Below are 21,989 nucleotides of genomic sequence, written 5' to 3'. Positions count from 1 at the left end.
TCACACCTCGTCGGCGATCGTGTTCGTGAGGACGCCCATGTCGTTCGCCTCGACTTCGACGACGTCGCCGGGCTTTAGCCAGATCGGCGGATCGAAGCGGGCGCCGGCGCCCGTCGGCGTGCCGGTGACGATCACGTCGCCGGGAACCAGGGTGGTGAAGGTCGAGACGTAGTTGATGATTCTGGCAAAGGAAAAGATCATCCGACTGGTGCGGTCGCTTTGGCGCACTTCGCCGTTGACCCGCGTCTCAAGCTTGATATTGGCGAGTTGGCTCTCATCCGTGAACGGGATCAGCCACGGACCGATCGAGCCGGTCCGATCGAAGTTCTTGCCCTGGGTGACGTTGAATTTCGCATGCCGCACCCAGTCTCGGATCGTGCCCTCGTTGCAAAGCGACAGGGCGGCGATGTGGGAAAATGCATCCGCTTCGGCAATCCGCCGGCCGCCTTTGCCGATGACGATAACGATCTCGCCTTCATAGTCGAGCTGCGGGCTTTCCGGCGGCCGGATCAGCGGCTGGCCGTGGCCGGTAAACGACCGGGGAAAACGGATGAACAGGGAGGGATTGGAGGGGGCCGCCTGGCCGTCCTTATATTCCTCGTTGCGGTCGGGGAAGTTGACCCCGACGCAGATGATCTTTTCCGGCGACGGAATGGGGATCTCGAAGCGGATCTCATCCAACGTATAATCCGGCTTCAATGTCTTGCCTTCGTTGGCGAGCTGAGCGAGGCGGCCTGCCTCGATGACCTCGCGCAGGCTCGGCCAGGTCGCGCCGTGGCGGGCCGACAGGTCGACGACACCGCCGTCGATGGCAAGCCCGTAGCCATGACGGCCGTTTCTGGAGAAGGACAGGAATCTTGGATGGGTCATGCTTTTCTCTCGGGCCTTGCTTTGGCCTCAGGCGATGCCGCCGAGGCAGACATATTTGATTTCGGTGAATTCCTCGATGCCGTATTTCGAGCCTTCGCGGCCGAGGCCGGAGAGCTTGACGCCGCCGAAGGGGGCTTCGGCCGTCGAGATCAGCCCGGTATTGACGCCGACCATGCCGTATTCCAGCGCCTCGGCGACCCGGAAGACGCGGGCGAGATCCTTGGCATAGAAATAGGAGGCGAGACCGAACTCGGTGTCGTTGGCCTGGGCGATCACGTCGGCTTCGTCCTTGAAGCGGAAGAGCGGTGCCAGCGGACCGAAGGTCTCCTCGCGGGCAACCGCCATCTCCCTGGTGACATCGGCGAGGATGGTCGCTTCGTAAAAAGTGCCCCCGAGCGCGTGTTTCTTGCCGCCCTGAACGATGCGGGCGCCCTTGCCGACGGCATCGGCCACGTGCTCCTCGACCTTATCAAGCGCTGCCTTGTCGATCAGCGGCCCGAGGATCACGCCCTCGTCGTAGCCGTTGCCGGTCTTGAGCTTGGATACGGCGGCAGCGAGTTTCTCGGCAAAGGCGTCGTAGACCTTTTCCTGCACATAGATGCGGTTGGCGCAGACACAGGTCTGACCATTGTTGCGAAACTTCGCGATCAGGGCGCCCTCTACCGCCGCATCGAGATCGGCATCGTCGAAGACGATGAACGGCGCATTGCCGCCGAGCTCCAGGCCGAGCTTCTTGATGGTCGGCGCGCTCTGCTTGTAAAGCTCGGCGCCGACCTCGGTCGAGCCGGTGAAGGTCAGCTTGCGCACGACGGGATTGGCGGTCATTTCGCCGCCGATCTCCCGTGCGGAGCCGGTGATCACACTGAAGAGGCCCTTGGGAAGTCCGGCGCGTTCGGCAAGGATGGCGATGGCGATCGCCGAAAACGGCGTCTGGCTGGCCGGCTTCAGCACCATGGCGCAGCCAGCGGCCAGGGCGGGCCCGGCCTTGCGGGTGATCATGGCGTTCGGAAAGTTCCACGGCGTAACCGCGGCCACCACGCCGATCGGCTGCTTCATCACCATGATGCGCTTGTCGGGCTGATGGCCGGGGATCAGGTCGCCGTAAATCCGGCGGCCTTCCTCGGCGAACCATTCGATGAAGCTCGCGCCATAGACGATCTCACCGGTGGCCTCCGCCAGCGGCTTGCCTTGCTCCAGCGTCAGGATGCGGCCGAGATCGTCCTTGTTCTCGATCATCAGCTCATACCATTTGCGCAGGATGCCGCAGCGCTCCTTGGCGGTCCTGGCAGCCCAGCCCTTCTGCGCGATCCGCGCGGCCTCGATCGCGGCCCGGGTCTCGGCGGCCCCGAGCTTCGGGACGTAGCCGATGGTCTCGCCCGTGGCCGGATTGGTGACCGCGATACCCGTCTCCCGGTCAGCCTCAATCCAGTGATCGCCGACGAGGGCTGCCTGGCAGAACAGACTGATATCTTTGAGCTGCATGGTGACGGTCCTTTATCGATGGAGTTGATGCGAAGCCGACGCGCGGCGTCGCATCATGGGCTGATGCCGATCATGGGGCAACGATCGGCTGCGCTTTGAGATCGGCTTCCCGTATCGGCGTCCCGGCAAACAGGCTGCCATGCTCGAACCAGGATTTCGGCGCCGTGGCGCCCCAGAGCGTCTGGCGCTGCGGATCTTTCAGATCCCACTTGATCGGCTCGAGGTCGGGATCGACCGTTTGATAATCCGAGCAGTAGATCTCGATGCGGTGGCCGTCCGGATCGAGGATATAGAGGAAGAAGGCGTTGGAGATGCCATGGCGGCCGGGGCCGCGCTCGATGTTGGACACCCAGCCGGTCGTCGCCATCAGGTCGAGCAGGTCGATGATGTTGAGTGGTGTCGGCACCCAGAAGGCGGTGTGGTGCAGCCGCGGACCCTTGCCATTGGTAAAAGCAATGTCGTGCACGCCGCCTTTGCGATGCGTCCAGGCGGCCCAGAGCCGGCCGGTTTCCTCGTCGGCGGTGTATTCGGTGACGCGGAAACCGATCTCGTTGTAGAAGGCCACCGATTCATCGACATTGGGCGAGAAGCAGTTGAAGTGGTCGATCCTGAGCGGCTTGACGCCCTTGTAGAGCGCATATTTCTGGTGGATCGGCGGCAGGCGGTCCATCTTCGAATAGAATTCGAGCGGAATGCCGAGCGGATCGCGGGTGCGGAAGGTGCGCGCCTTGTAGGGCCGCTCGACCCATTCCACCGGCAGGCCCTTGCCCTTGAAGAAGTGCGCAGCCTTGTCGAGATCCTCGTCGCCAAAGACCTTGAAGCCGAGGTCGCGGGCCTCCGATATCTCCGACTTCCTCAGGACGATACAGTGGTGGCCGCGCTCTTCCATGGCGCGCAGATAAATGGTGTCGGCCGTCTCGTCGGTCACCTGAAGGCCGAGCGTATCGACATAGAAGGCGCGCGATTTGGCAAGATCCTTGACGCCGTATTCGACATGGCTGAGGCGCACGATGTTGAAGGGCGGGTAGAGATTGGGTTGCGGCAAGGGCATGGGGGTTCCTCCTCTTTATACCTGCTGCTGTCGTTCAGCCGCCGAGCTTCTGGATGGCGTGCGGCTTGGTGGCAAAGGCGACGTTCTTGGTTTCCATGTAAAAGTCGAAAGACCAATCGCCGCCGTCGCGGCCGATGCCCGAGTTCTTCACTCCACCGAAGGGGGTGGGCAGGTGGCGGACGTTTTCCGAGTTCACCCAGATCATGCCGGCCTCGAGATGATCGGTGAAACGGAAGGCGCGGGTGACGTCCGATGTCCAGAGATAGCCGGTCAGGCCGTACTGGACGTCGTTGGCAAGGGCGAGCGCCTCGGCTTCGTCCTTGAACGGAATGGCGGTCAGCACCGGCCCGAAGATCTCTTCTTGGGCTATGCGCATTCCGTTGTCGGCGCCGATAAACAGGGTCGGCGAGACATAGCAGCCGCCGCCCGGACCGTCATATTTGGCACCGCCGGCCGCGACCGTTGCGCCTTCCGACTTGCCGATCGCGATATATTCCAGCACCTTCTTCTCGTGTACCGGATGGATCAGCGGTCCGATGACCGTCTCGGGATCGAGGGGATGGCCGACGTTGATGCGGCTCGCCTTTTCGGCGACGAGCGCAGTGAACCTGTCATAGACGCTGTCCTCGACCAACAGGCGCGAGGACGAGGTGCAGCGCTCGCCGTTCAGCGAGTAGATCATGAAGACGGCGGCATCGGCGGCGCGCTCCAGATCGGCATCAGCGAAGACGACGACCGGGTTCTTGCCGCCAAGCTCGAAATGCACCCGCTTCAGCGTGTCGGCGCCCTGCTTCATGATCATCGAGCCGGTGCGGCTCTCGCCGACGAAGCCGATCGCCTTGATTAGCGGATGTTCGGTCAGCGCCTTGCCGGCATCCTCGCCGAAGCCGTTGACGAGGTTCCAGACCCCCTTCGGCAGGCCGGCCTCTTCGGCGATTTCGACGAGCAGGCGTGCCGTCAGCGGCGAGAACTCGGCCGGCTTGTGGACGATGGTGCAGCCGGCGGCGAGTGCCGGCGCAATCTTCCAGGTCGACAGCATGAACGGCGTGTTCCAGGGCGTGATGATGCCGACGGGGCCGATCGGATTGCGGGTCGTGATGTTGACCTGGCCGTCGGCGCGAATCGATTTGCCGTCGCGGGCTTCAGGGGCGCGATCGGCGAAGAAACGGAAGTTCTCCGCACCGCGCAGCGCCGCCTTGGCCATGAACTTCAGCGACTGCCCCGTGTCCATGCATTCGACAAAAGCGATCTCTTCGGCCCGCGCGACGATCGCGTCGGCGATCCTGTGCAGCAGCTTCTTGCGGGCATCGCCCGGCATGGCGGCCCACTCGGCAAAGGCTGATTTGGCGGCCGTGGCGGCCCGGTCGATGTCGGCGGCCTTGCCGCGCGCGACGGTGGCGAGCGGCTGCAGATCGACCGGCGAAATCGTCTCGAAGGTCGAGCCGTCATCGGCCGTCACATCCTCGCCGCCGATCCGGTTCAGGACACCGCGTTCCTTCAGCCGCGCAAGATAGGTTTCGGCCTTTGCGATGTTTTCCTGCAGTTTGGACATCGTCTATTTCCTCGATGTTGTCTCATCCCGCGACGCGGGCGTTGTCACTTGCCGCGAAGCCGCGGATGGATGGCGTTCTTCTTCCAGCTCAGCTCCGCATCGATCTCGCGGATCTCCAGCGACAGCGCGAAATGCGGCGTCTCGAAGAGCGGGCCGAGAACGTCCGCCGCCGCCGCAAAGATCGCTTCGCCCGTGCCCTTCTTCTCCTCAGCCGTGCGGCCCTTGCCGATGCGGAAGTTCAGGTCGACGAAAGCGTTTTCCGGGAGCTGGTCGGCAATCGCATAATGATCGGCGCGAAGGGCGCGGACGCGCACCGCGCCGAGTTCGAAGAGGCCCGTCTCCAGCACGGTCTTCAGCAGCGTCTCGCAGAGCGCGCCGATATCAGCGCGATCGTCGAGATTGGCCGAATATTCGATGGTGAGATGTGGCATCGATCCTCCCCGATCTCTATTTACTTAACATGTTAATAAATTGACCGTGGATGTCAAGCTCCGGTATCGAGCTTTCTTGCGAGTTCCAGACTTTCGGCGACATAACGCGACAGGCGCTCGGCGGCGTTCGGGATTTCGGGCCGCTCGGCAAGCCAGCCGATATAGGTGAGGCTCCTCAACACCATGAACAACGGCAGGCATTCCAGCGCCGCATCGGAAAGACCGCGCCGGCTGCGATAGCCTGTGATCAAGGCATTCTCGATGGCGGGGTAGGCTGGCTCTTGGCGGTTCTTCAGCAGTGCCGTGGCGAGATCGAACAAGAGGAAGCCATATCCCGCATCGTCGAAGTCGATAAAGGCGACACGATCTTCATCTCCCGTCAGGAAGATGTTTTCGCGTACAAGATCGGCATGGATCAGGCCGTAGTCGAGGCCGTGTCGCTGCGCATTGGCGAGGCGGTGCCGCAAGTCGTCGCGCAATGCCGAGAGCGCCGAGGCCTCGTCGCGTGAAAGTCCCGGGCAATCCCAGAAGCGGCCCCAGAGGGGTTTTTCTCCGAGCAGGCCTTCGGCGTCCCATGCCGGACGGCGGAAATCTGCCGGCAGAGCCCACGCGTCGGCCAGATCATGCATGGTCGCCATGGCATGGCCGATGCAGAAGAAGATATCTGCCTGCGTTTCAGCCGGTTGCGACAGCGGCGTACCGCTCTGCCCAAGGGCCGCGCCGTCGACCCAGCTGACGACGTCGGCATATTGCTCGGGAAACCGGCAGCTCTCCGGAAGGCAAATGAGGTTTTGCCCGTTTCCGGTCGGCACGGGGCACGGCACATCGAGGCCGCCGAACCGCAGCGCTGCCATAAGGTCCAGTTCCGAGCGCAGGCTCGTCTCGTCATGATAGCCCGGCCGATGCAGCCGCAGGGCGGCAGATCGGCCATCGGCAAGCGTGATACGGAAGACGGCGTTTTCCCGGTATTTCAGCAGAACCGGGTCGTCCGCCAAGGCCGACCAGTGGCCGAGCGCTTCCAGCGCCCGTTCCTGCAGGGCATCCCGGATGGTTTGCGGCAGTTGATCGCCCATCCCTGCCTCACAAGCTGCCAAGGACGTCGTCGAAGACCGACAGCATCAGGTCGGCATGATCCCTGGAGAACGGCATCGGCGGGCGGATCTTGGTGGCGCATTGATGGATGCCGATCTTGCCCATCAGCACGCCACGCTCGCGCATCGCATTGACGATCCGGGTCGCCTGCGTGACGGCCGGTTCCCTGGTCGTCTGGTCCAGCACGAATTCCATGCCCATGAACAGGCCGCTGCCGCGCACGTCGCCGATGATCGCATGTTTTTCCGCAAGCCGCTTGAAGGCGCCGCGTGTATATTCGCCGACATGGCGGGCGTTCTCGACGAGCTTCTCATCCTCGATCACATCGAGGACCGCCATGGCGGCGGCGCAGGAGACCGGATTGCCGCCGAACGTATTGAAATAGCGGAACGCCTTGCGGAAAGCGTTCAGCGTATCGGCATTGGCGACGACGCCGCCGACGGGATGACCATTGGCCATCGGCTTGCCGAGCGTCACGATGTCGGGAACGATGCCGGCGCGCTGATGGCCCCACATATGCGAGCCGGTGCGGCCGAAACCCGGCTGCACCTCGTCGGTGATGACAAGGCCGCCGGCCTTGCGCACGGCAGCCACCGTCTTGACGAGGAAGCCCGGCGGCAGATCCGGAAAACCTTCATTGGCAAAGAACGGATCGATGATCAGCGCCGAAAACCCGTGCGGGCCGTCCTGAAGCGAGGCGATCGCCTTCTCGACCTCGGCAGCGAAGGCCGCGGCAAAGGCATCGCCGCCTTCGCCGCCGAGCGGACGGTAGCTATCGGGCGCCGGCACGTGCCTGACATGACCGCCGAAGCCGCCGACCGGCGGCATGCGGGTCGACAGCTGCGACACGGCAGCTGTGTTGCCGTGATAGGTATGGTCGGTGGCGATCACGCCGGTCTTGCCGGTGACGGCCTGCGCCATGCGCAGCGCGATGTCGTTCGCCTCGCTGCCGGTGCAGGTGAGGATCGCGGCGTCAAGGCTCCTATCGAAGGTCGCCGTCAGGCGTTCGACATAGTCGAGAATGCCTTCATGCAGATAGCGCGTATGGGTATTGAGCGTCGAGGCCTGTCGTGTGATCGCCTCGACCACGCGCGGATGGCAATGGCCGACATGCGGCACGTTGTTGTAGCAGTCGAGAAATTTGCGGCCGTCGGCATCCCAAAGCCAGACGCCCTCGCCACGGACAAGGTGGACCGGCTCCTCGTAGAAGAGCGACATGTTCCGGCCGAGAAGGCGCTCGCGACGGGCGATGAGGGCAGCATTGTTGGACATGATCAGGCTCCCGCGGCGGTGAGACCGGCGTCAAGCGCCGTCAATATCGTCTGCACGTCCCCGGCCGTGATGACGAGCGGCGGCGACATGATGACATTGGCTCCCGAGGTGCGGACGAGGGCGCCGGCATCATAGGCAGCATCCTGCACCTTTTGCAGGACATCCTTCGACGCCGCGCTCTTCTTGCCTCGATCGCTGACGAGTTCGAGCGCGCACATCAGGCCCTTGCCGCGCACGTCGCCGATCAGCTCGTGCTTCTCCTGCAGTTTTTTCAGGCCGGCCAGCAGTTCGTCGCCGCGGGCGGCGGCATTGGCGGCGACATCCAGCCGCTTGGTCTCCTTCAGCGTCGCAAGTGCGGCGGCGGCGCCGACCGGATGGCCGGAATAGGTATAGCCGTGGCCGATCGTGCCGACCCCGTTCTTGTTGCTTTCGAAAACTTCGGCGACGTTGTCGGCGATCATGACGGCGCCGAAGGGGAAGTAGCCGTTGGTGATCGCCTTGGCGGTGGACATGAGATCGGGTTTGACGCCCCAAAGGCGCGATCCCGTCCAGGCGCCGGCACGACCGAAGGCGGTGATGACTTCGTCGGCGATCAGCAGAATGCCGTGGCGGTCACAGATCTCGCGCATCAGCGGCAGGAATGTCTCATGCGGGACGATGACGCCGCCGGCGCCGAGCACCGGTTCGACGATCAGGGCGGCGATGGTGTCCGCCCCCTGGAAGGCGATCTCGTCTTCGAACAGCCGGCCGATGGCCGCCGCGATCTCTGCGCCGTCGCTCATACCGAACGGATTGCGATAGGCAAAGGGTGCGGGCAGGTGAAAGACGCCCGGCAGCAGCGGCTCGTAGTTGCGGCGGAAATTCTGGTTGCCGTTGACGGATGCCCCGCCGAAATGGGTGCCGTGATATCCCTTCTTCAGCGCAACGAATTTGGTGCGCTCGGGCTGGCCGTTGATCTTGTGATATTGCCGCGCGAGCCGGAGGCAGGTTTCGACCGAATCCGAGCCGCCCGACGTGAAGAAGGAGCGGTTGAGCCCGTCTTCCCGGAACCATTCGGCAAGCTCGTAGGACAGTTCGATCAGCGGCGAATTCGTCGTGCCGCGGAACGTCGAATAGTAGGGCAGCTCGTCGAGCTGGTCGCGGATCGCCTTCTTCACCGGTTCGCAGGAATAGCCGAGATTGACGTTCCAGAGGCCGCCGACCGCATCCAGCACCTTCTTGCCCTGGATATCGACGATCTCCACGCCCTCGCCGGCGCTGATGATGCGCGGCGGATGCGCTTGCATTTCGGCCGGGTGGGCCATCGGGTGCCACATGTGACGGGCATTGTTTTCGGCTATGAAATTGGTTTCACGCATCTCTATTCCCTTCGGTTCAGAGCCCCAGCATCGCAAGTGCGCGGGCATAGCTTTCGGCAGGCCGGGTGACGTCGAAATGCACATGCGGCAATCCGACGGCTTCAGCGCCTTCGATGTTCTTCTTCTGGTCGTCCACGAAAACGCAGGCTTCGCGCGGCAGGCCGAGCTCGGAAAGCACCTGTTCGTAAGCGCGCGGATCGGGTTTCAGGATCTTGGTGTAGGTGGCATCGACGATGACGTCGAAGAGTTCGATCAGCGGGAAGCGCTTGCGGAACTCGACGCCGTAGAAAAGATCGAGCTCGTTCGACAGGATCGCAAGCTTCAGCCCTGCGTCCTTGACGCGCAGGATGGCGTCGCGGGCTTCCGGACGCAGCACGAGTTCGGGCTCGGCGCCACGGGCCCGGCGCACGAAAGTCTGCATATCCGTCCAGGTTTCGCCGAGCAGGGCGCCGACTTCACTGGTGCGACTCAGCCAGTAATCGCGCTCGGTGATCTCGCGGTTCTGCATCGCCACCCACAGCGGATCGGTTGTGGTGTCGAAAGGCCCGAGCCAGCCGAGCGAGCCTTTCGCAAGCCCGAGCGTGCGTTCTGTGATGTCATGCGTCTCGAACAGGGTGCGGGTGACCACGCCGCCGAAGTCGAGGATGAGGGCGCGGTTTGCAGTCATGGCCGTCCTTTCGGGATCACGCCTTCGGCGACCCAATTGTCGAAAATGGCGAGCGCGGCGGCCGAGAAGGACGGCGCATTGATATGGGCATCGACCTCGTGAAGGGCGACGGAGGCTGGGAGGGCCCGGCGCATCTCGTCGAGGAAGGCGGTCAGCCCTTCCGGATCATGCAGCGGCTCGTCGGCTTTGTCCCATTCCTGCAGCCCTTCGGTCGGCAGCAGGAAGGCGACCTTCGCATCGGCGCGCTCGAGCTTTCGCCCGATCAGCCGGGCGACTTCCCGCCGTCCCTCGGGCGATGTCGTCACCGATCCGATCAGCCGGTTGTGAGCGTGATACGGACGGTCAGTAAAGATGTCGGGCAGGGGCTGCCAGGCCTGCAGATCGACCATATCGATGGCTCCCGGAGCGACGATCTGAGGGATGCCGGCGCGGCCGGCATTTTCAAGCCTGTCCGGTCCCGAGGTGACCACCGTGCCGTAATGATGGTTGCTGACCTCCTGGATGCAGAAATCGAAGACGGCGGCAAAGCCGCGCTGGGAGGCAATGGCTTCGAAGGCGCGCCCGCCCATGCCGGTGGAATGGAACACGGCGACGTCGTAGCCGCGCTTTTCTAACTCGGGCCTCAGATGCTTCATGTATTTCAGGCAGGAGGAGCCGAGCGAAGTCATGCCGATGAGCGGGCGTTCGCAGTCGGGCTTGCTTCCGTGCTTGGCGGCCCCGACAACGGCGCCGCAGGCCTGTGACAGGACTGAGCGGCAGATACCGTTGAGGCCGTAGAGGCCGCCGGCCCAGAGGATCATCATCAGATCGGGCGCGATGCGCTCGGGCGGGATCAGATGGGAGTAGGCGATGGTCGAAACCACGAATTTCGGCACGCCGAGCGGCAGGACGGCTGCGACGTCAAGCGCCAGATCCGTGCCCATGGAGCCGCCGAGCACGATGATGCCGTCCACCAATCCTTGATCGTAGAGCTTACGGACAAGTGCAGTCGCCCCCTTCGCCATGGCGGCCATGGCACTGTTTTCGTTACCGCTTTCGGTGATCGCCGCAATCGAGGTCGCGGCGGCTTGCGCGATGTCATGTTTGGAATAATCGGGTAGGTAGGGCGGGTCGCCGAGAACACTGACATCGACCATGACCGGTCGGCCGCCGGCTTCTTCTATGACGGACGCCATGAATTGCAGTTCGTCGCATTTGGTGTCACCGGTTCCGATGACGAGTATTCTTGGCGAAGGAGCCACAGGGCTCATCGATCCGTCCTCCTGATTTTTACACTGGTTCCCATGGGCCTTTCCGATCCGTAGTATTTTTCTGAAATCGCATCGGCGGCCGTGATGGCCTGAGCCCCGAATTCGTCGATCGCCGCCTTTGTGATGCGGGCCAGCGGGGCGGCGATGGCGACGCAGCCGACCGGATGACCGCCGGGTGCGCGGATCGGCGCAGCCGTGCTGACGACACCGGCTTCGAGACCTTGATGGCTGATGGAAAAGCCTCGCGCAGCCGTCTCCTGGAGCAGATCGCGCACCCGTGCGGGATCGACGACGGTGTGGTCTGTGAACTTTTCGAGTGGCTTTTCAAGCGCTTCGTCGATCTCCGTCGGCGGGCAGAAGGCGAGGAAGGCCAGGCCGGATGCGGTGGCGTGAAAGGGCAGGGGGATGCCGACTTCGACGATGACGCGGTGAGCCCGCGGCGAATCCTCCACGTGGATGGTCGAAAGCTGGCCACCGGAGAACTCGGAGAAATGCACCGTTTCCATCGATGTTTCGGCGAGCGCCTTGATGAAGGGAATGGCAACGCGCAGGAACGGATAGCGGGCCTCGCGAATGCGTGCGAGACGAACCGGCGCCGATCCGATCCGATAGCGGCGGGTATCGGGATCCTGCTCGACGAAACCGTGTTTTTCCAATTCCACCAGAAAGCGGCGGGTCGTCGCCTTGTCGAGCGCGCACAGGCGGGCGATGTCCGTCAGACCCGCCTCCTTATCCAGTCGCGACAGCGTATCCAGCAATGAAAGCGCCTTTCCGATCGTGCTCATCGTTCCTCCTCTTGGGTCGGGTCATGCCCAGGTTTCCCCGCGTCGGCTCGGCGCCATCGGTCAAATCAGGCCGCAGACCCTGCGCCGCGGCACGATGGCGGCGACCCAAGATACTTAACATGCGAAATAACTTGACAGACGCAGGGATTGTTTGCAAGTCTATATTTGAAGCTGCGGTTCAAATAATGAACCATAAGCGCTGACGGCGGTAAAATCAACAAAAGCATAAGCGCCCGTTTGTCAGTCCGGTTCTGGTGGAGGTCGCCTGCGCGCAATCGCAGGGATTATCGGATGTTCTTAACAAGGGGAACGAAGGCAGATGAATACGCAAAACTCGCAAGGCACGGCTGAGAACCAGCTGCGCAAGAACAGCCTCGGCGTCGGTGCCGTGACCTTCCTGGTGGTTTCGGCCGCAGCCCCTCTGACGGCGGTTGCCGGCGGCGTGCCGCTGTCGATGATGCTTGGCAATGGACCGGGCATTCCGCTCACTTTTCTGCTGGTCACGCTGATCCTGCTGCTCTTTGCCGTCGGCTACGTCGCCATGGCCCGGCACATCCGCAATGCCGGCGCATTCTATGCCTACACGGCCCAAGGTCTGGGCGGCATGATGGGAGGAGCAGCGGCGTTGATCGCCATCCTGGCCTATAATGCGATGCAGATCGGCGTCTTCGGCCTGTTCGGCGCAGCAACCTCGGGCCTCTTCGCCGGCCTCGGCCTGCAATTGCCCTGGTGGGTCTGGACCTTTATCGGTATCGCGATCGTGGCCGTCTTCGGCTATCGCCGTGTCGATCTCTCGGCCAAAGTTCTGACCGTTCTCGTCATTCTCGAATATCTGGTCGTCCTGGTCATCGATGCGGCGATCTTCTTGAAGGGCGGCGACAGCGGCCTTTCGGCCACCCCCTTCACGCCAGCTGCGTTCATGAGCGGCACGCCGGCAATCGGCATCCTTTTCTGCTTTGCCGCCTTCATCGGCTTCGAAGCTACCACTATCTACAGCGAGGAAGCCCGCGAGCCGCACAAGACCGTGCCGCGTGCGACCTATATTTCCGTGCTGATCATCGGCCTCTTCTACATGCTGACCTCCTGGCTGATGGTGGCCGGCAGCGGCGCCGACAAGCTTGTTCCCGAACTGCAGGGCCTTGCCGATCCGACGACGTTCCTGTTCGGCCTCGCCGAGCGCTATGTCGGCCACTGGATTGTCGTGGTCATGAACATCCTGTTTGTCACCAGCCTGTTTGCCGGCGTGCTTGCCTTCCACAACGGCGTTGCCCGTTACATGTATGTCGCCGGCCGCGAAGGCTTGCTGCCGAAGTCTGTCGGCGTCACCCATCCGGTCTTCCAGAGCCCGCATGTCGGCTCAGTGATCCAGACAGTCATTGCGGCTGTCGTCGTCGCTCTCTTTGCCTTCACCGGGCAGGATCCGGTGCTGGCGCTGTTTTCCTGGCTCACCAATGTCGGCACGCTGGCAATCATCCTGCTGATGGCGTTTACCGCATTTGCGATCGTTGCCTTCTTCGGCCGCAATCCAGGTCTCGAAAACAATATGCTGGTGACCAAGGTGCTCCCGGTTGTGACAGGCGTAATCCTGATGGCGCTGGTGGTCTATATCACCATCTATTTCGGCAGCATTGCCGGAGCGAGCGGCGTTCTGGCCGTCTTCCTTCCGGGTCTCGTGCTGATCGCAGCGATCATCGGCTTCATGGCTGCCGCGCGGTTGAGATCGGCGGATTCAGTGAGCTTCGGACGTCTCGGCGCGGGCCAGGAAGCCTGATGAAACTGGTTAGATTGGCGGGCGGGGCGCATCGCCCGCCGATCTAACGCGCGCAAAATCGCTGCACAGTTTTGCGCGACATGCTTTAATTTTGCGAGGATTGAGATGCAGGACAAGATCAATCAACTCCGGATGCTCGACATTGCACCTCGGTCGCTGTTCATCGGCGGCGCATGGCGACCGCCTGTCAGCGGTGCTGCGATGGATGTCATCTCGCCGATCGACGGAACCCGGTTGACGACGATCGCCGATGCCGGCGCCGACGATGTCGATCTCGCCGTCAAGGCAGCGCGGCGTGCCTTCGAAAAGGGCAGTTGGTCGAAGGCAGCACCTGCTGAGCGCAAGAAAGTGCTGCTGAAGATTGCCGAATTGATCGAGAAGAGCGCGCTCGAACTCGCCGTGCTCGGCGTGCGCGACAACGGCACGGAAATCTCCATGGCGCTGAAGGCCGAGCCGGGCAGTGCCGCCGGCACCTTCCGCTACTATGCCGAGGCGATCGACAAGGTCTATGGCGAGATCGCTCCGACGGTCGACAATATTCTCGGTCTCGTTCACCGCGTGCCGGTGGGCGTCGTCGCCGCCATCGTGCCGTGGAATTTCCCGATGATGATCGGCGCCTGGAAAATTGCACCGGCACTAGTGGCCGGCAATTCCGTGGTGCTGAAACCGGCCGAGGGCGCGTCGCTGACGCTGCTGCGGCTCGCCGAACTTTGCGCAGAGGCGGGATTGCCGGATGGCGTGCTCAACGTCGTCACCGGGCGCGGCGCCGTCAGCGGCGAAGCACTCGGGCTGCACATGGATATCGATGTGCTGGCCTTTACCGGTTCAGGCCCGGTCGGGCGCCGGCTGCTGAAATATTCGGCGCGCTCCAATCTGAAGCGCGTCTATCTCGAACTCGGGGGCAAATCTCCGAACATCGTCTTTGCAGATGCGCCGGATCTCGATCAGGCGGCCACGGTGTCGGCTTACGGCATCTTCCGCAATTCCGGCCAGGTCTGCGTCGCGGGCTCCCGCCTGCTTGTGGAAAAATCGATCCACGAGGAATTTTCGGAAAAGGTCGCCGGCATTGCCGCCTCCATGAGGGTCGGAGACCCGCTGCAGCTTTCCACCGAAGCGGGCGCTATCTCAAGCGAGATCCAGTTGCAGAAAGACCTCGGCCATGTCGCCCAGGCCGTGTCGGAGGGCGCTCTGCTGCGCACCGGCGGCGCCCGCATCCTGGAGGAGACGGGCGGCTATTACATGCGGCCGGCGGTCTTCGACGTGACGCCATCGATGGCGCTTGCCCGTGAGGAGGTCTTCGGGCCGATCCTGTCGGTCATTCCGTTCGAGACGGAGGCGCAAGCCCTGCAGATCGCCAACGCCACGGAATACGGCCTGGCCTCCGCCGTCTGGACGTCGAACCTGTCGCGCGCCCACCGGATGGTGCGCGGAATCCGCGCCGGCGTCGTGCATGTCAATACCTATGGCGGGTCAGACAACAGCGTTCCGCTCGGCGGCGTCAAGCAATCGGGCAATGGTCATGACAAATCGTTGCATGCGCTGGACAAATATGTCGATCTGAAAACCGCGTGGATCCAGCTCTAAAACAGGAATTTCGGCCAGCAGTCAGCACCGAAATCACCGTGACGCCCGTAATGCAGAAGCTCATCGAAGAGCCGGACGATTCCGCCTTGTCGCTTATGCTGCATGACCGCATGCCCGAGGACCAGACTCGCACCATAGAATTCGTGCTGCCGACACTCAAAATCGTGCAGCTCGGCGGCATGCAGGAGCCTGGCCACGGAGCGGGTTCGATCATGGCAGGCCCTTTGCAGAACCCGGATCAGTTCGCGGAAGTGAAGGGCGATCTCGATGCGCTTCTTCCGCGCTCCGTCGACGAAGCCTTGCGCTGGATCACGCCGATCGCTACGCAGACGCGACAGACGACACAGGCCGTCGAAATCGGTGGCGTGACGATCCCGCCAATCAACCGGTCGCCGCCGTGCTCGCCTCGGCCTCGTATTGCGAGAGCGGTTCACGGATCCGGGACGCTTCGACATTCACCGTACGAGGGAAGTCACGCGGCCTTCGGCTTCGGCCATCACTTTTGTGCAGGGCGCTGGTTTGCCCGGCAGCAGATCAATTCGGCGTCCACCTATCTGATCGACAAACCGCCGGAGATCGCGCTCCGTGATGACGGCCCGGTGCAGATTCGCGGCTGGGAATTCAGCGCTCCCTCGACATCGAACGTCACGCTGCGATAGGTGGTACAGCGCAGGAGTTTTTTCAGGCGCTGTACCACTTTGACGCCAGGCATCGGCCCGATGCACTAGCCACCGAAACTGCCCACCTGCGTCGGCACGTTGATATAGTTGCGGTCGAAGTAAAGCAGTGCATTGCCATCCGCCCGCGAGCGAATGCCAATGACCTGGCCGATGAAGATATGGTGCGTGCCGACCAGGCGCGCCTCGGCGAGCCGGCAGTCGAAGGAGACCATGGCGCCGGCCAGTGCCTGGGTTCCCGATGGCATATCGACCCATTCCGCCGCGGCATACCGGGCCGCCATATCCGCCTGGCGGCCGGCGAAATAGCCGGCCAACTCCTGGTGATCATCTGCGAGTACGTTGACGCAAAAGCGGTGGTTTTCGAGAAAGACGCCGCATTGGGCTGAGCGACCGTTCATGCAAACGAGCAGTGTCGGCGGTTCGTCGGTGACGCTGCACATGGCGGTGGCGGTGAATCCGCCGCGCCCGGCGGGTCCGTTGGTGGTGATGACGTTGACCGGGGCGCAGACCCTGGCCATCGCATTGCGGAACTCGGTTTTCGAGACTTGCTCCTCCATGGTCGTCGCCTCATTCGGCCGCGTTACGCACGGGAGACGCTGCATCGAGCGGCGGCAGCCAGGTGTCACTGGTCCAGCCATTTTCGTCGTAGTCGCTCATGCATTGGTCGACGAGCGCTTCCATCTCCTTCAGCCGTCCGCCGCGCTCGGCGCCCTTCAGCACCTGCAGCCGGACTTCCTCAGGCGCGCCGGCATAGTTGAGTTCGTAGAGCGCGTGACGCCCGCCGAATTCGGTGCCGGTCGCATCCCAAAGCAGTTTCATGATCTTGATGCGCTCGATATGGCCCATGTCGTTGGAGCCGCGCACATATTGGGCGAGATAGCGGTCGATCTCGGGATTGCCGAAATCCTTGGTGGAGGAGGGGAGATAGATCAGCCCCGAGGCTACGACTTTGCGCACCGTCTCGATGACGCGCGGATAGGCCTCCGACATGAAGGTGCGGTAGGAAAGCGCCGCTTCCATGTTGGGCAGCACGGCGCCGTTCGCCCATGGTTGCGGATTGTGGGCCATGGCGTTGGAAAAGGACCAGAACATGTGGCGCAGCGCAATGACCTCGCCGAGCGCCGCCTGATTGCCGCGGAAGGCATCACCGCCGGTGGCCCGCAGTGCCTTTGCAAGCAGCCCCGCCATAAAGTCAAGCTTGACGGCAAAGCGCGTGCAGCCTTGGAAGCAATAGCCGTGCATGAAGCCGGAGGCCGGATGGAAGGACAGGATCTTGGCCGCATCGCGCAGGACCAGCACGTCCTCCCAGGGGACGAAGACGTTGTCGAGCACCAGGATTGCATCGTTCTCGTCAAAGCGGGAGGACAAGGGATAGTCGAAGGGCTGGCCGATCGTGTTGGCGGTCTGCTCGTAGGAGACGCGGCAGAACATCTTGATCCCGGGCGCATTCATCGGAACGATGAACATGACCGAGAGCGAGGGGTCTTCCGTCACCGTCGCCGAGCTTTGGGCGAGAAAGTTGTAATGCGTCAGCGCCGAGGACGTGGCGACCACCTTGGCGCCGGACACGTAGATGCCGGCATCGGTTTCCTTGGTGATGTGGACGAAGACATCCTTGACGGCATCGGCCTGCTTGTGCCGGTCGATCGGCGGATTGACGATCGCGTGGTTCATGAACAGCGCTGCTTCCTGCGCGCGTTTGTGCCAGGCGAGTGCATTGTCCTTGAACGGCCCATACCAGTCGGCATTGGCACCGAGCGTGTTCATCAGCGCCGCCTTGTAATCGGCGGTGCGGCCCATCCAGCCATAGGACATGCGAGCCCAATCGGCGATGGCGCCCTGCTGGGCGACGAGCTCAGCTGAAGATTTCGCCACCCGGAAATATTTGTGGGTATAGCCGCCATTGCCGGTATCGGTCGGCGATGTCAGCCGGTCTTTGGTCTTTTCGTTATGCAGCGCATCATACATCCGCGCGATCGAACGCGCGGAATTACGCATCGACGGATGGCTGGTGACGTCGGCGATGCGCTCGCCGTTGATATAGACCTCGCGACCGTCGCGCAGGCTGGCGAGATATTCGGCGCCGGTAAACGGACGGGTCTTGTCGCCGCGGTGGTCTTCAACTCGCATCTCAGGTTCCTCCCTTGGAATATTGTCAGAAGCTAAAACGGGAGCCGCGGATAGACCATGGACAAAGAAGGGAATTCGCTGGTACTTTTTCCGGCATGGCGACACGAAGCGACGTTCCGATTTTTTTCGTCTATGGCGAGCCGAGCCGCTCGCTCGATGTGGGATTCCTGCATGTCGAAACAGTGATGGAGCGAAAAACCCTGCATTTCGGACATGTTTCGCCGCACAAACATCCGCTGATGGGGCAGATCACTTACTGGTTTCAAGGTGGCGGAGCCTATCGGATCGAAGAGGAGACTTGGAATTTTTCCGCTCCCGCCGTGAGCTTCGTGCCGAGCAACGTGGTGCATGGTTTCGATGTCGACGAACAGTCCGACGCGATTGTCGTGTCGATCTCGGACGACATGCTGAAGGCGATCGTGCCGCAGGTCGCGCTCAATCTCGACGTGCCGACCTTCCTGGCCGGCCAGCCGTCGGACCCGGTATGGTCGAAGCTCGGCACACTCCTCGATATGATTGCCGAAGATTATCGTGATCGCGGTACGGAAGACGAGAAGGTGCTGTGTGGTCTGATCGGCGTCGTGCTGTCACTGATGGGCCGCATCGGCGGTCGCGTGGCATTGCCGTCCACCTCGACGACGGTCTCACTCGGTCTTGCGCTACGCCGTGTCATCGACCTTCACTACAAGGAGGATTGGCCTGTCAGGGCCTACGTGAATGAGCTTGCGACCACGCCACATCTGCTCGACAAGGCGGCCCGCGAAGTCTTCGGATTGTCCGTCAAGGAGTTGCTGCTGGAACGGCGGCTGCTGGAGGCGAAGCGTCTTCTGATGTTCACCGTCCGATCGGTGGAAGACATTGGGCGCGAAATCGGTGTCGAGGATCCGGCCTATTTCACTCGCTTCTTCCGCAAGCGTACCGGCGAGGCGCCCGCTGCCTGGCGCAGGCGCCATCTGCAGGAGACGGCCTCGTCGACGACCTGAACATGAAGCGCGAACTATTGCCGCGTTACCGGCTCAGGTCGTTCGGTTGATTTCCATCCGGAACTGAGCCGGTTCAGTTTCGGGGTGGAATTCTTTGCCCGATCGACCGTTGCGACCCTGATCTTCCTTCTCATAACTTGACCAATGAGCGCCGCCACATCGTTGCGGTTCATGCTATCAGGCGCACACAGCTCGAAAAGTTCCATAGGCCAGGCGATCTTCGGTGAGCGCGATGGCGGCAACCTCCGCGACGTCCCGGTAATCCACGCGGCTGAAACGGGTCTCGGCTGACCACGGCTCAGCCAGGCAACTGGTCTCGACGATCCGTTCCCATGAAGGGGCGCGTAGTTCTGAAACTACACGCATGGGAAGTATCGTGTAATCGAGATCCGAGTTGATCAGTTCGTTCTCGACCGGCGTCTTAGCCGCATGGTTGGGCAGGCTAAGGATCGGGTGGATCACCGACGAGAACACGAACTTGCGCACGCCAGCGCGCTGAGCCGCCGCGATCATGTTTAGTCCAAATTGGACTTCATTCGGCTCGAACACAGGGCCGATGTAGAAGACACCGCTCACGCCTTGCAAAGCCGCATCAAGGCTTTTTGGGTTAGAGAGATCCCTGCGGCCACCTCATGAGCGCCGCGATCTTTTGCGGTTTGAACCTGCTCCGGTTTGCGAACCAGGCCGCGAACCAGTGCACCGCGATCGACGAGCGCGGGGATCACGAGCCCCGCCAGGTCGCCGGCCGCTCCGACTGCCAGAATAGTCACACTCATCACCTCCCCGACGTGCGCGTGCTGCCTTCTATCCGAATGCGATATCGACCCGAAAGGCATGTGCACTCGGCATTGCCGCGATTGATCGCGACAATCCGCATCATGTATCAGGAGCGGCTGTTCATGCGCTCGAACATGGCTTCACCCAATTTGCGCGTCTGAACAGAAACCCCGACAAGAACCTCGTCATTGCCAGCCTCCAGTTGGGCCAGCGCTTCGGTTGCGAACGCTTCGGGAGTGACCATCATATTGTTAGCCGTCCCCTCGCTGCGCTTGTCGCCGCCAAGACCGGTATCGACGATCGGTGGGGCGACTTCCACCACACGTATCCCCGTCGCCTTCAACTGGTGGCGCAGGCTGAGCGTGAAAGAGTGGATCCCTGCCTTGGTGGCACAATAGACGGGGACATCAGCCATCGGCGAAAAAGCGAGACCGGAACTTACGTTGACGATCAACGCGTGGCTTTTTTCCTTTAGCATTGGCAGGAGTTCGGCGATCAGGTGGATCGGTGCCGTAAGATTGGTGGCCACTTCCTGGTCGAGTGTCTGCATACCGGGATCGGAGGTGAAGTCGCGGTGGTTCTGAACACCGGCGTTGTTGATGACTGCGTTGAGATCGCGATGTTCCGCCTTCAGCCATTCGACCATCGAACGGCGGCTCCCGGCATCGGCAACGTCGCAAACCCGCGTGACCAGCGCCGGCAAGTCCGCCTGTGCCTTGGCCAGCGCATCGCCACTTCGCCCGCAGATGATGAGTTTGTTGCCCCTCTCGGCAAGGCCCCGCGCAAGCGCCAGACCGATGCCGGTCGCGCCACCGGTGATAAGAATTGTGTTTCCTGTAATAGTCAAAGTCGTGCGTCCTTCCATCGAGTTTGAAAGGTGAGCCGACAATGACCTCAGGGTTATCAGCGGACACACCTCGACGACCGACCAGCCGGTCCAGGTGTCGCGGATACCCAAATGGGAGGAGTTGCCGTCCAAGGGGACGGCGACCGGGCTACCATCCGGCCAGCACTCTTTCGACAGCGATTTCCTAGCAAAGTCGGAGACAAAAGGCAATCCGTGGGCGCAGTTAAGGTCAATGCGGGGTAGACTGCAGTTCCGCCTTGCGACTTCCGATTAGATCTCGGCAAAGAGTGGAAATAGCGGTTCTGTCGCAAATTTCTCAGCACATTTGCCGCCAGGTTGGTGATGCCATAGATCTGGGTTGAAGATGAGCAGGCAGGTTGAGTTCCAGATCATGGTCGATTTCAAAGGCAGCCATTACCCGAAAGAGGTTATTCTATACGCGGTGTTTTTCTACGTCCGATATGCAGTCTCCTATCGTGATCTGGAAGAGATCATGGCCGAGCGCGGCGTTACCGTTGACCACGCGACGCTGAACAGATGGGTGGTGAAGTATTCGCCGCTTCTCGCCTGCCGGGCTCGTCGCCGGAAATCCGCAACCAGCAGCTCCTGGCGGATGGACGAGACCTATATTCAGGTCAAAGGCAAGTGGACCTATTTCTATCGGGCTGTCGATAAATTCGGCAGAACCCTTGATTTCATGCTGTCTGAGCATCGCGATGAGGCTGCGGCCAGCGCTTTCTTCGCCCGCACGATCAAGAACAATGGCTGGCCTGAAAAGGTCGTCATCGATAAGAGCGGTGCCAACCTGGCAGGATTGCAAAACATCAACTGGCTACTGCTGTTGCAGGGATGGTTCTGGCTGATCGAGATCCTGCAGGTCAAATACCTCAACAACATGATTGAGCAGGACCACCGGTTCATCAAGAAGCTGACCGGCCCGATGAAAGGCTTCAAATCCTTTCAGTCTGCGTCAGCGACACTGGATGGTATCGAAGTGGCGCACATGATCCGCAAGGGCCAATTTTCACCCAGTGGCCAATCGCCATTTCAGCAATTCGCTTCACTCGCTGCGTAGGTGTGTCCAGCGTCAGCTGGTTCTGCGACCTTGCTAAAAATTTGCGACAGAACCAGCGCGATCACCTCGTTGAGGCTTGCCACGCTCTGATGATCGCGGGCCGCACTGCGGCGCTGCCTCTGGACGGTCAGGTCACTCGTGACCTGGGACAGCCGCGCCATCAGCGCCGACAGCCGCATCTGCGCGGCTTTCGGCGGCGGCAGGGCAGCCAGCCGCTTGGTTTCGGCATAATGGGCGATCATCGCCGCATCGATGCGGTCGGTCTTTTCCAGAAAGCCCATGGCTTCGGCAAACCGGCGCACATGGCGCGGATTAGCCAAGGCGCAGGCGAT

General features: G+C 61.9%; 22 protein-coding genes. 5 read left to right on the top strand and 17 right to left on the bottom strand.

Annotated features, from left to right (window positions below; translation table 11 throughout):
- From HJB89_RS04175 to HJB89_RS04125, 11 genes are all read right to left on the bottom strand, one after another.
- On the bottom strand, nt 1–870 hold the full coding sequence (locus tag HJB89_RS04175) for a fumarylacetoacetate hydrolase family protein (protein WP_207584428.1): 870 nt from the start codon (nt 868–870) through the stop codon (nt 1–3).
- Between the two features lie 27 nt (nt 871–897).
- Entirely contained in the window at nt 898–2,352 is a 1,455-nt protein-coding gene (gabD, locus tag HJB89_RS04170; RefSeq protein WP_221149040.1) for an NADP-dependent succinate-semialdehyde dehydrogenase, read from the bottom strand.
- 70 nt (nt 2,353–2,422) lie between these two features.
- Nucleotides 2,423–3,403, bottom strand: coding sequence for a 3,4-dihydroxyphenylacetate 2,3-dioxygenase (gene hpaD, locus HJB89_RS04165; RefSeq protein WP_221117645.1), 981 nt, complete (start codon nt 3,401–3,403; stop codon nt 2,423–2,425).
- A gap of 34 nt (nt 3,404–3,437) precedes the next feature.
- Entirely contained in the window at nt 3,438–4,955 is a 1,518-nt protein-coding gene (gene hpaE / locus HJB89_RS04160) for a 5-carboxymethyl-2-hydroxymuconate semialdehyde dehydrogenase (protein WP_221117646.1), read from the bottom strand.
- Nucleotides 4,956–4,999: 44 nt separating this feature from the next.
- The gene (locus tag HJB89_RS04155; protein ID WP_221149038.1) at nt 5,000–5,386 is read right to left on the bottom strand and encodes a 5-carboxymethyl-2-hydroxymuconate Delta-isomerase; all 387 of its coding nucleotides are present in this window, start codon (nt 5,384–5,386) and stop codon (nt 5,000–5,002) included.
- A gap of 53 nt (nt 5,387–5,439) precedes the next feature.
- Complete coding sequence (locus HJB89_RS04150; RefSeq protein WP_207584433.1) at nt 5,440–6,459, bottom strand: homoserine kinase; 1,020 nt, start codon at nt 6,457–6,459, stop codon at nt 5,440–5,442.
- Between the two features lie 7 nt (nt 6,460–6,466).
- On the bottom strand, nt 6,467–7,750 hold the full coding sequence (locus tag HJB89_RS04145; RefSeq protein WP_221131296.1) for an aspartate aminotransferase family protein: 1,284 nt from the start codon (nt 7,748–7,750) through the stop codon (nt 6,467–6,469).
- A 2-nt stretch (nt 7,751–7,752) separates the two neighbouring features.
- Nucleotides 7,753–9,108 (bottom strand): aspartate aminotransferase family protein, encoded by a 1,356-nt coding sequence (locus HJB89_RS04140; RefSeq protein WP_221117650.1) that lies wholly within the window; start codon nt 9,106–9,108, stop codon nt 7,753–7,755.
- 16 nt (nt 9,109–9,124) lie between these two features.
- Nucleotides 9,125–9,775: an HAD family hydrolase gene (locus HJB89_RS04135; RefSeq protein WP_221149036.1), complete on the bottom strand. Its 651-nt coding sequence runs from the start codon at nt 9,773–9,775 to the stop codon at nt 9,125–9,127.
- Nucleotides 9,772–11,025, bottom strand: a complete 1,254-nt coding sequence (locus HJB89_RS04130; protein ID WP_221131293.1) for a Tm-1-like ATP-binding domain-containing protein — start codon at nt 11,023–11,025, stop codon at nt 9,772–9,774. Before HJB89_RS04130 ends, HJB89_RS04135 begins: the two co-directional genes overlap by 4 nt.
- Nucleotides 11,022–11,810, bottom strand: coding sequence for an IclR family transcriptional regulator (locus tag HJB89_RS04125; protein ID WP_221117653.1), 789 nt, complete (start codon nt 11,808–11,810; stop codon nt 11,022–11,024). The genes HJB89_RS04130 and HJB89_RS04125 overlap by 4 nt, the downstream gene beginning before the upstream one ends.
- A gap of 319 nt (nt 11,811–12,129) precedes the next feature.
- Between HJB89_RS04125 and HJB89_RS04120 the strand changes: the two genes are divergently transcribed.
- The 3 genes from HJB89_RS04120 (at nt 12,130) to HJB89_RS04110 (ending at nt 15,824) form a co-directional block, all read left to right on the top strand.
- Entirely contained in the window at nt 12,130–13,581 is a 1,452-nt protein-coding gene (locus tag HJB89_RS04120) for an APC family permease (protein ID WP_221117654.1), read from the top strand.
- Nucleotides 13,582–13,686: 105 nt separating this feature from the next.
- Nucleotides 13,687–15,165, top strand: coding sequence for an aldehyde dehydrogenase (locus HJB89_RS04115; RefSeq protein WP_221149035.1), 1,479 nt, complete (start codon nt 13,687–13,689; stop codon nt 15,163–15,165).
- 38 nt (nt 15,166–15,203) lie between these two features.
- Nucleotides 15,204–15,824 carry a cytochrome P450 gene (locus tag HJB89_RS04110; RefSeq protein ID WP_221149032.1) on the top strand — a complete coding sequence of 207 codons (621 nt, stop codon included), beginning with the start codon at nt 15,204–15,206 and terminating at the stop codon, nt 15,822–15,824.
- A gap of 65 nt (nt 15,825–15,889) precedes the next feature.
- Here the strand turns inward: HJB89_RS04110 and HJB89_RS04105 are convergent, their stop codons facing one another.
- Entirely contained in the window at nt 15,890–16,402 is a 513-nt protein-coding gene (locus tag HJB89_RS04105) for a flavin reductase (protein WP_207584442.1), read from the bottom strand.
- Nucleotides 16,403–16,412: 10 nt separating this feature from the next.
- Nucleotides 16,413–17,975 carry a 4-hydroxyphenylacetate 3-hydroxylase family protein gene (locus tag HJB89_RS04100; protein ID WP_221149031.1) on the bottom strand — a complete coding sequence of 521 codons (1,563 nt, stop codon included), beginning with the start codon at nt 17,973–17,975 and terminating at the stop codon, nt 16,413–16,415.
- Between the two features lie 95 nt (nt 17,976–18,070).
- On the opposite strand from HJB89_RS04100, the gene HJB89_RS04095 reads away from it, so the two are divergent.
- Entirely contained in the window at nt 18,071–18,958 is an 888-nt protein-coding gene (locus HJB89_RS04095; RefSeq protein WP_207584444.1) for a helix-turn-helix domain-containing protein, read from the top strand.
- Between the two features lie 177 nt (nt 18,959–19,135).
- Here the strand turns inward: HJB89_RS04095 and HJB89_RS04090 are convergent, their stop codons facing one another.
- From HJB89_RS04090 to HJB89_RS04080, 3 genes are all read right to left on the bottom strand, one after another.
- Complete coding sequence (locus HJB89_RS04090; RefSeq protein ID WP_221166554.1) at nt 19,136–19,534, bottom strand: NmrA family NAD(P)-binding protein; 399 nt, start codon at nt 19,532–19,534, stop codon at nt 19,136–19,138.
- On the bottom strand, nt 19,531–19,734 hold the full coding sequence (locus tag HJB89_RS04085; RefSeq protein WP_207584446.1) for an NmrA family NAD(P)-binding protein: 204 nt from the start codon (nt 19,732–19,734) through the stop codon (nt 19,531–19,533). Before HJB89_RS04085 ends, HJB89_RS04090 begins: the two co-directional genes overlap by 4 nt.
- Nucleotides 19,735–19,841: 107 nt before the next feature.
- Nucleotides 19,842–20,714 (bottom strand): SDR family oxidoreductase, encoded by an 873-nt coding sequence (locus HJB89_RS04080; RefSeq protein ID WP_259671972.1) that lies wholly within the window; start codon nt 20,712–20,714, stop codon nt 19,842–19,844.
- Nucleotides 20,715–20,973: 259 nt separating this feature from the next.
- Between HJB89_RS04080 and HJB89_RS04075 the strand changes: the two genes are divergently transcribed.
- The gene (locus HJB89_RS04075) at nt 20,974–21,657 is read left to right on the top strand and encodes an IS6 family transposase (RefSeq protein ID WP_221132988.1); all 684 of its coding nucleotides are present in this window, start codon (nt 20,974–20,976) and stop codon (nt 21,655–21,657) included.
- On the opposite strand, the gene HJB89_RS04070 is transcribed toward HJB89_RS04075, so the two are convergent.
- On the bottom strand, nt 21,630–21,989 hold a 360-nt coding region (locus tag HJB89_RS04070), incomplete at its 5' end, for a transposase (protein WP_259671971.1). The two genes, HJB89_RS04075 and HJB89_RS04070, sit on opposite strands and share 28 nt — an antisense overlap.

The sequence above is a fragment of the Rhizobium sp. NZLR8 genome, assembly GCF_019685025.1.
GTDB lineage: Bacteria > Pseudomonadota > Alphaproteobacteria > Rhizobiales > Rhizobiaceae > Rhizobium.
Note: the sequence above shows the minus strand (reverse complement) of the source record. Positions and strands in the feature narration are given on the sequence as shown.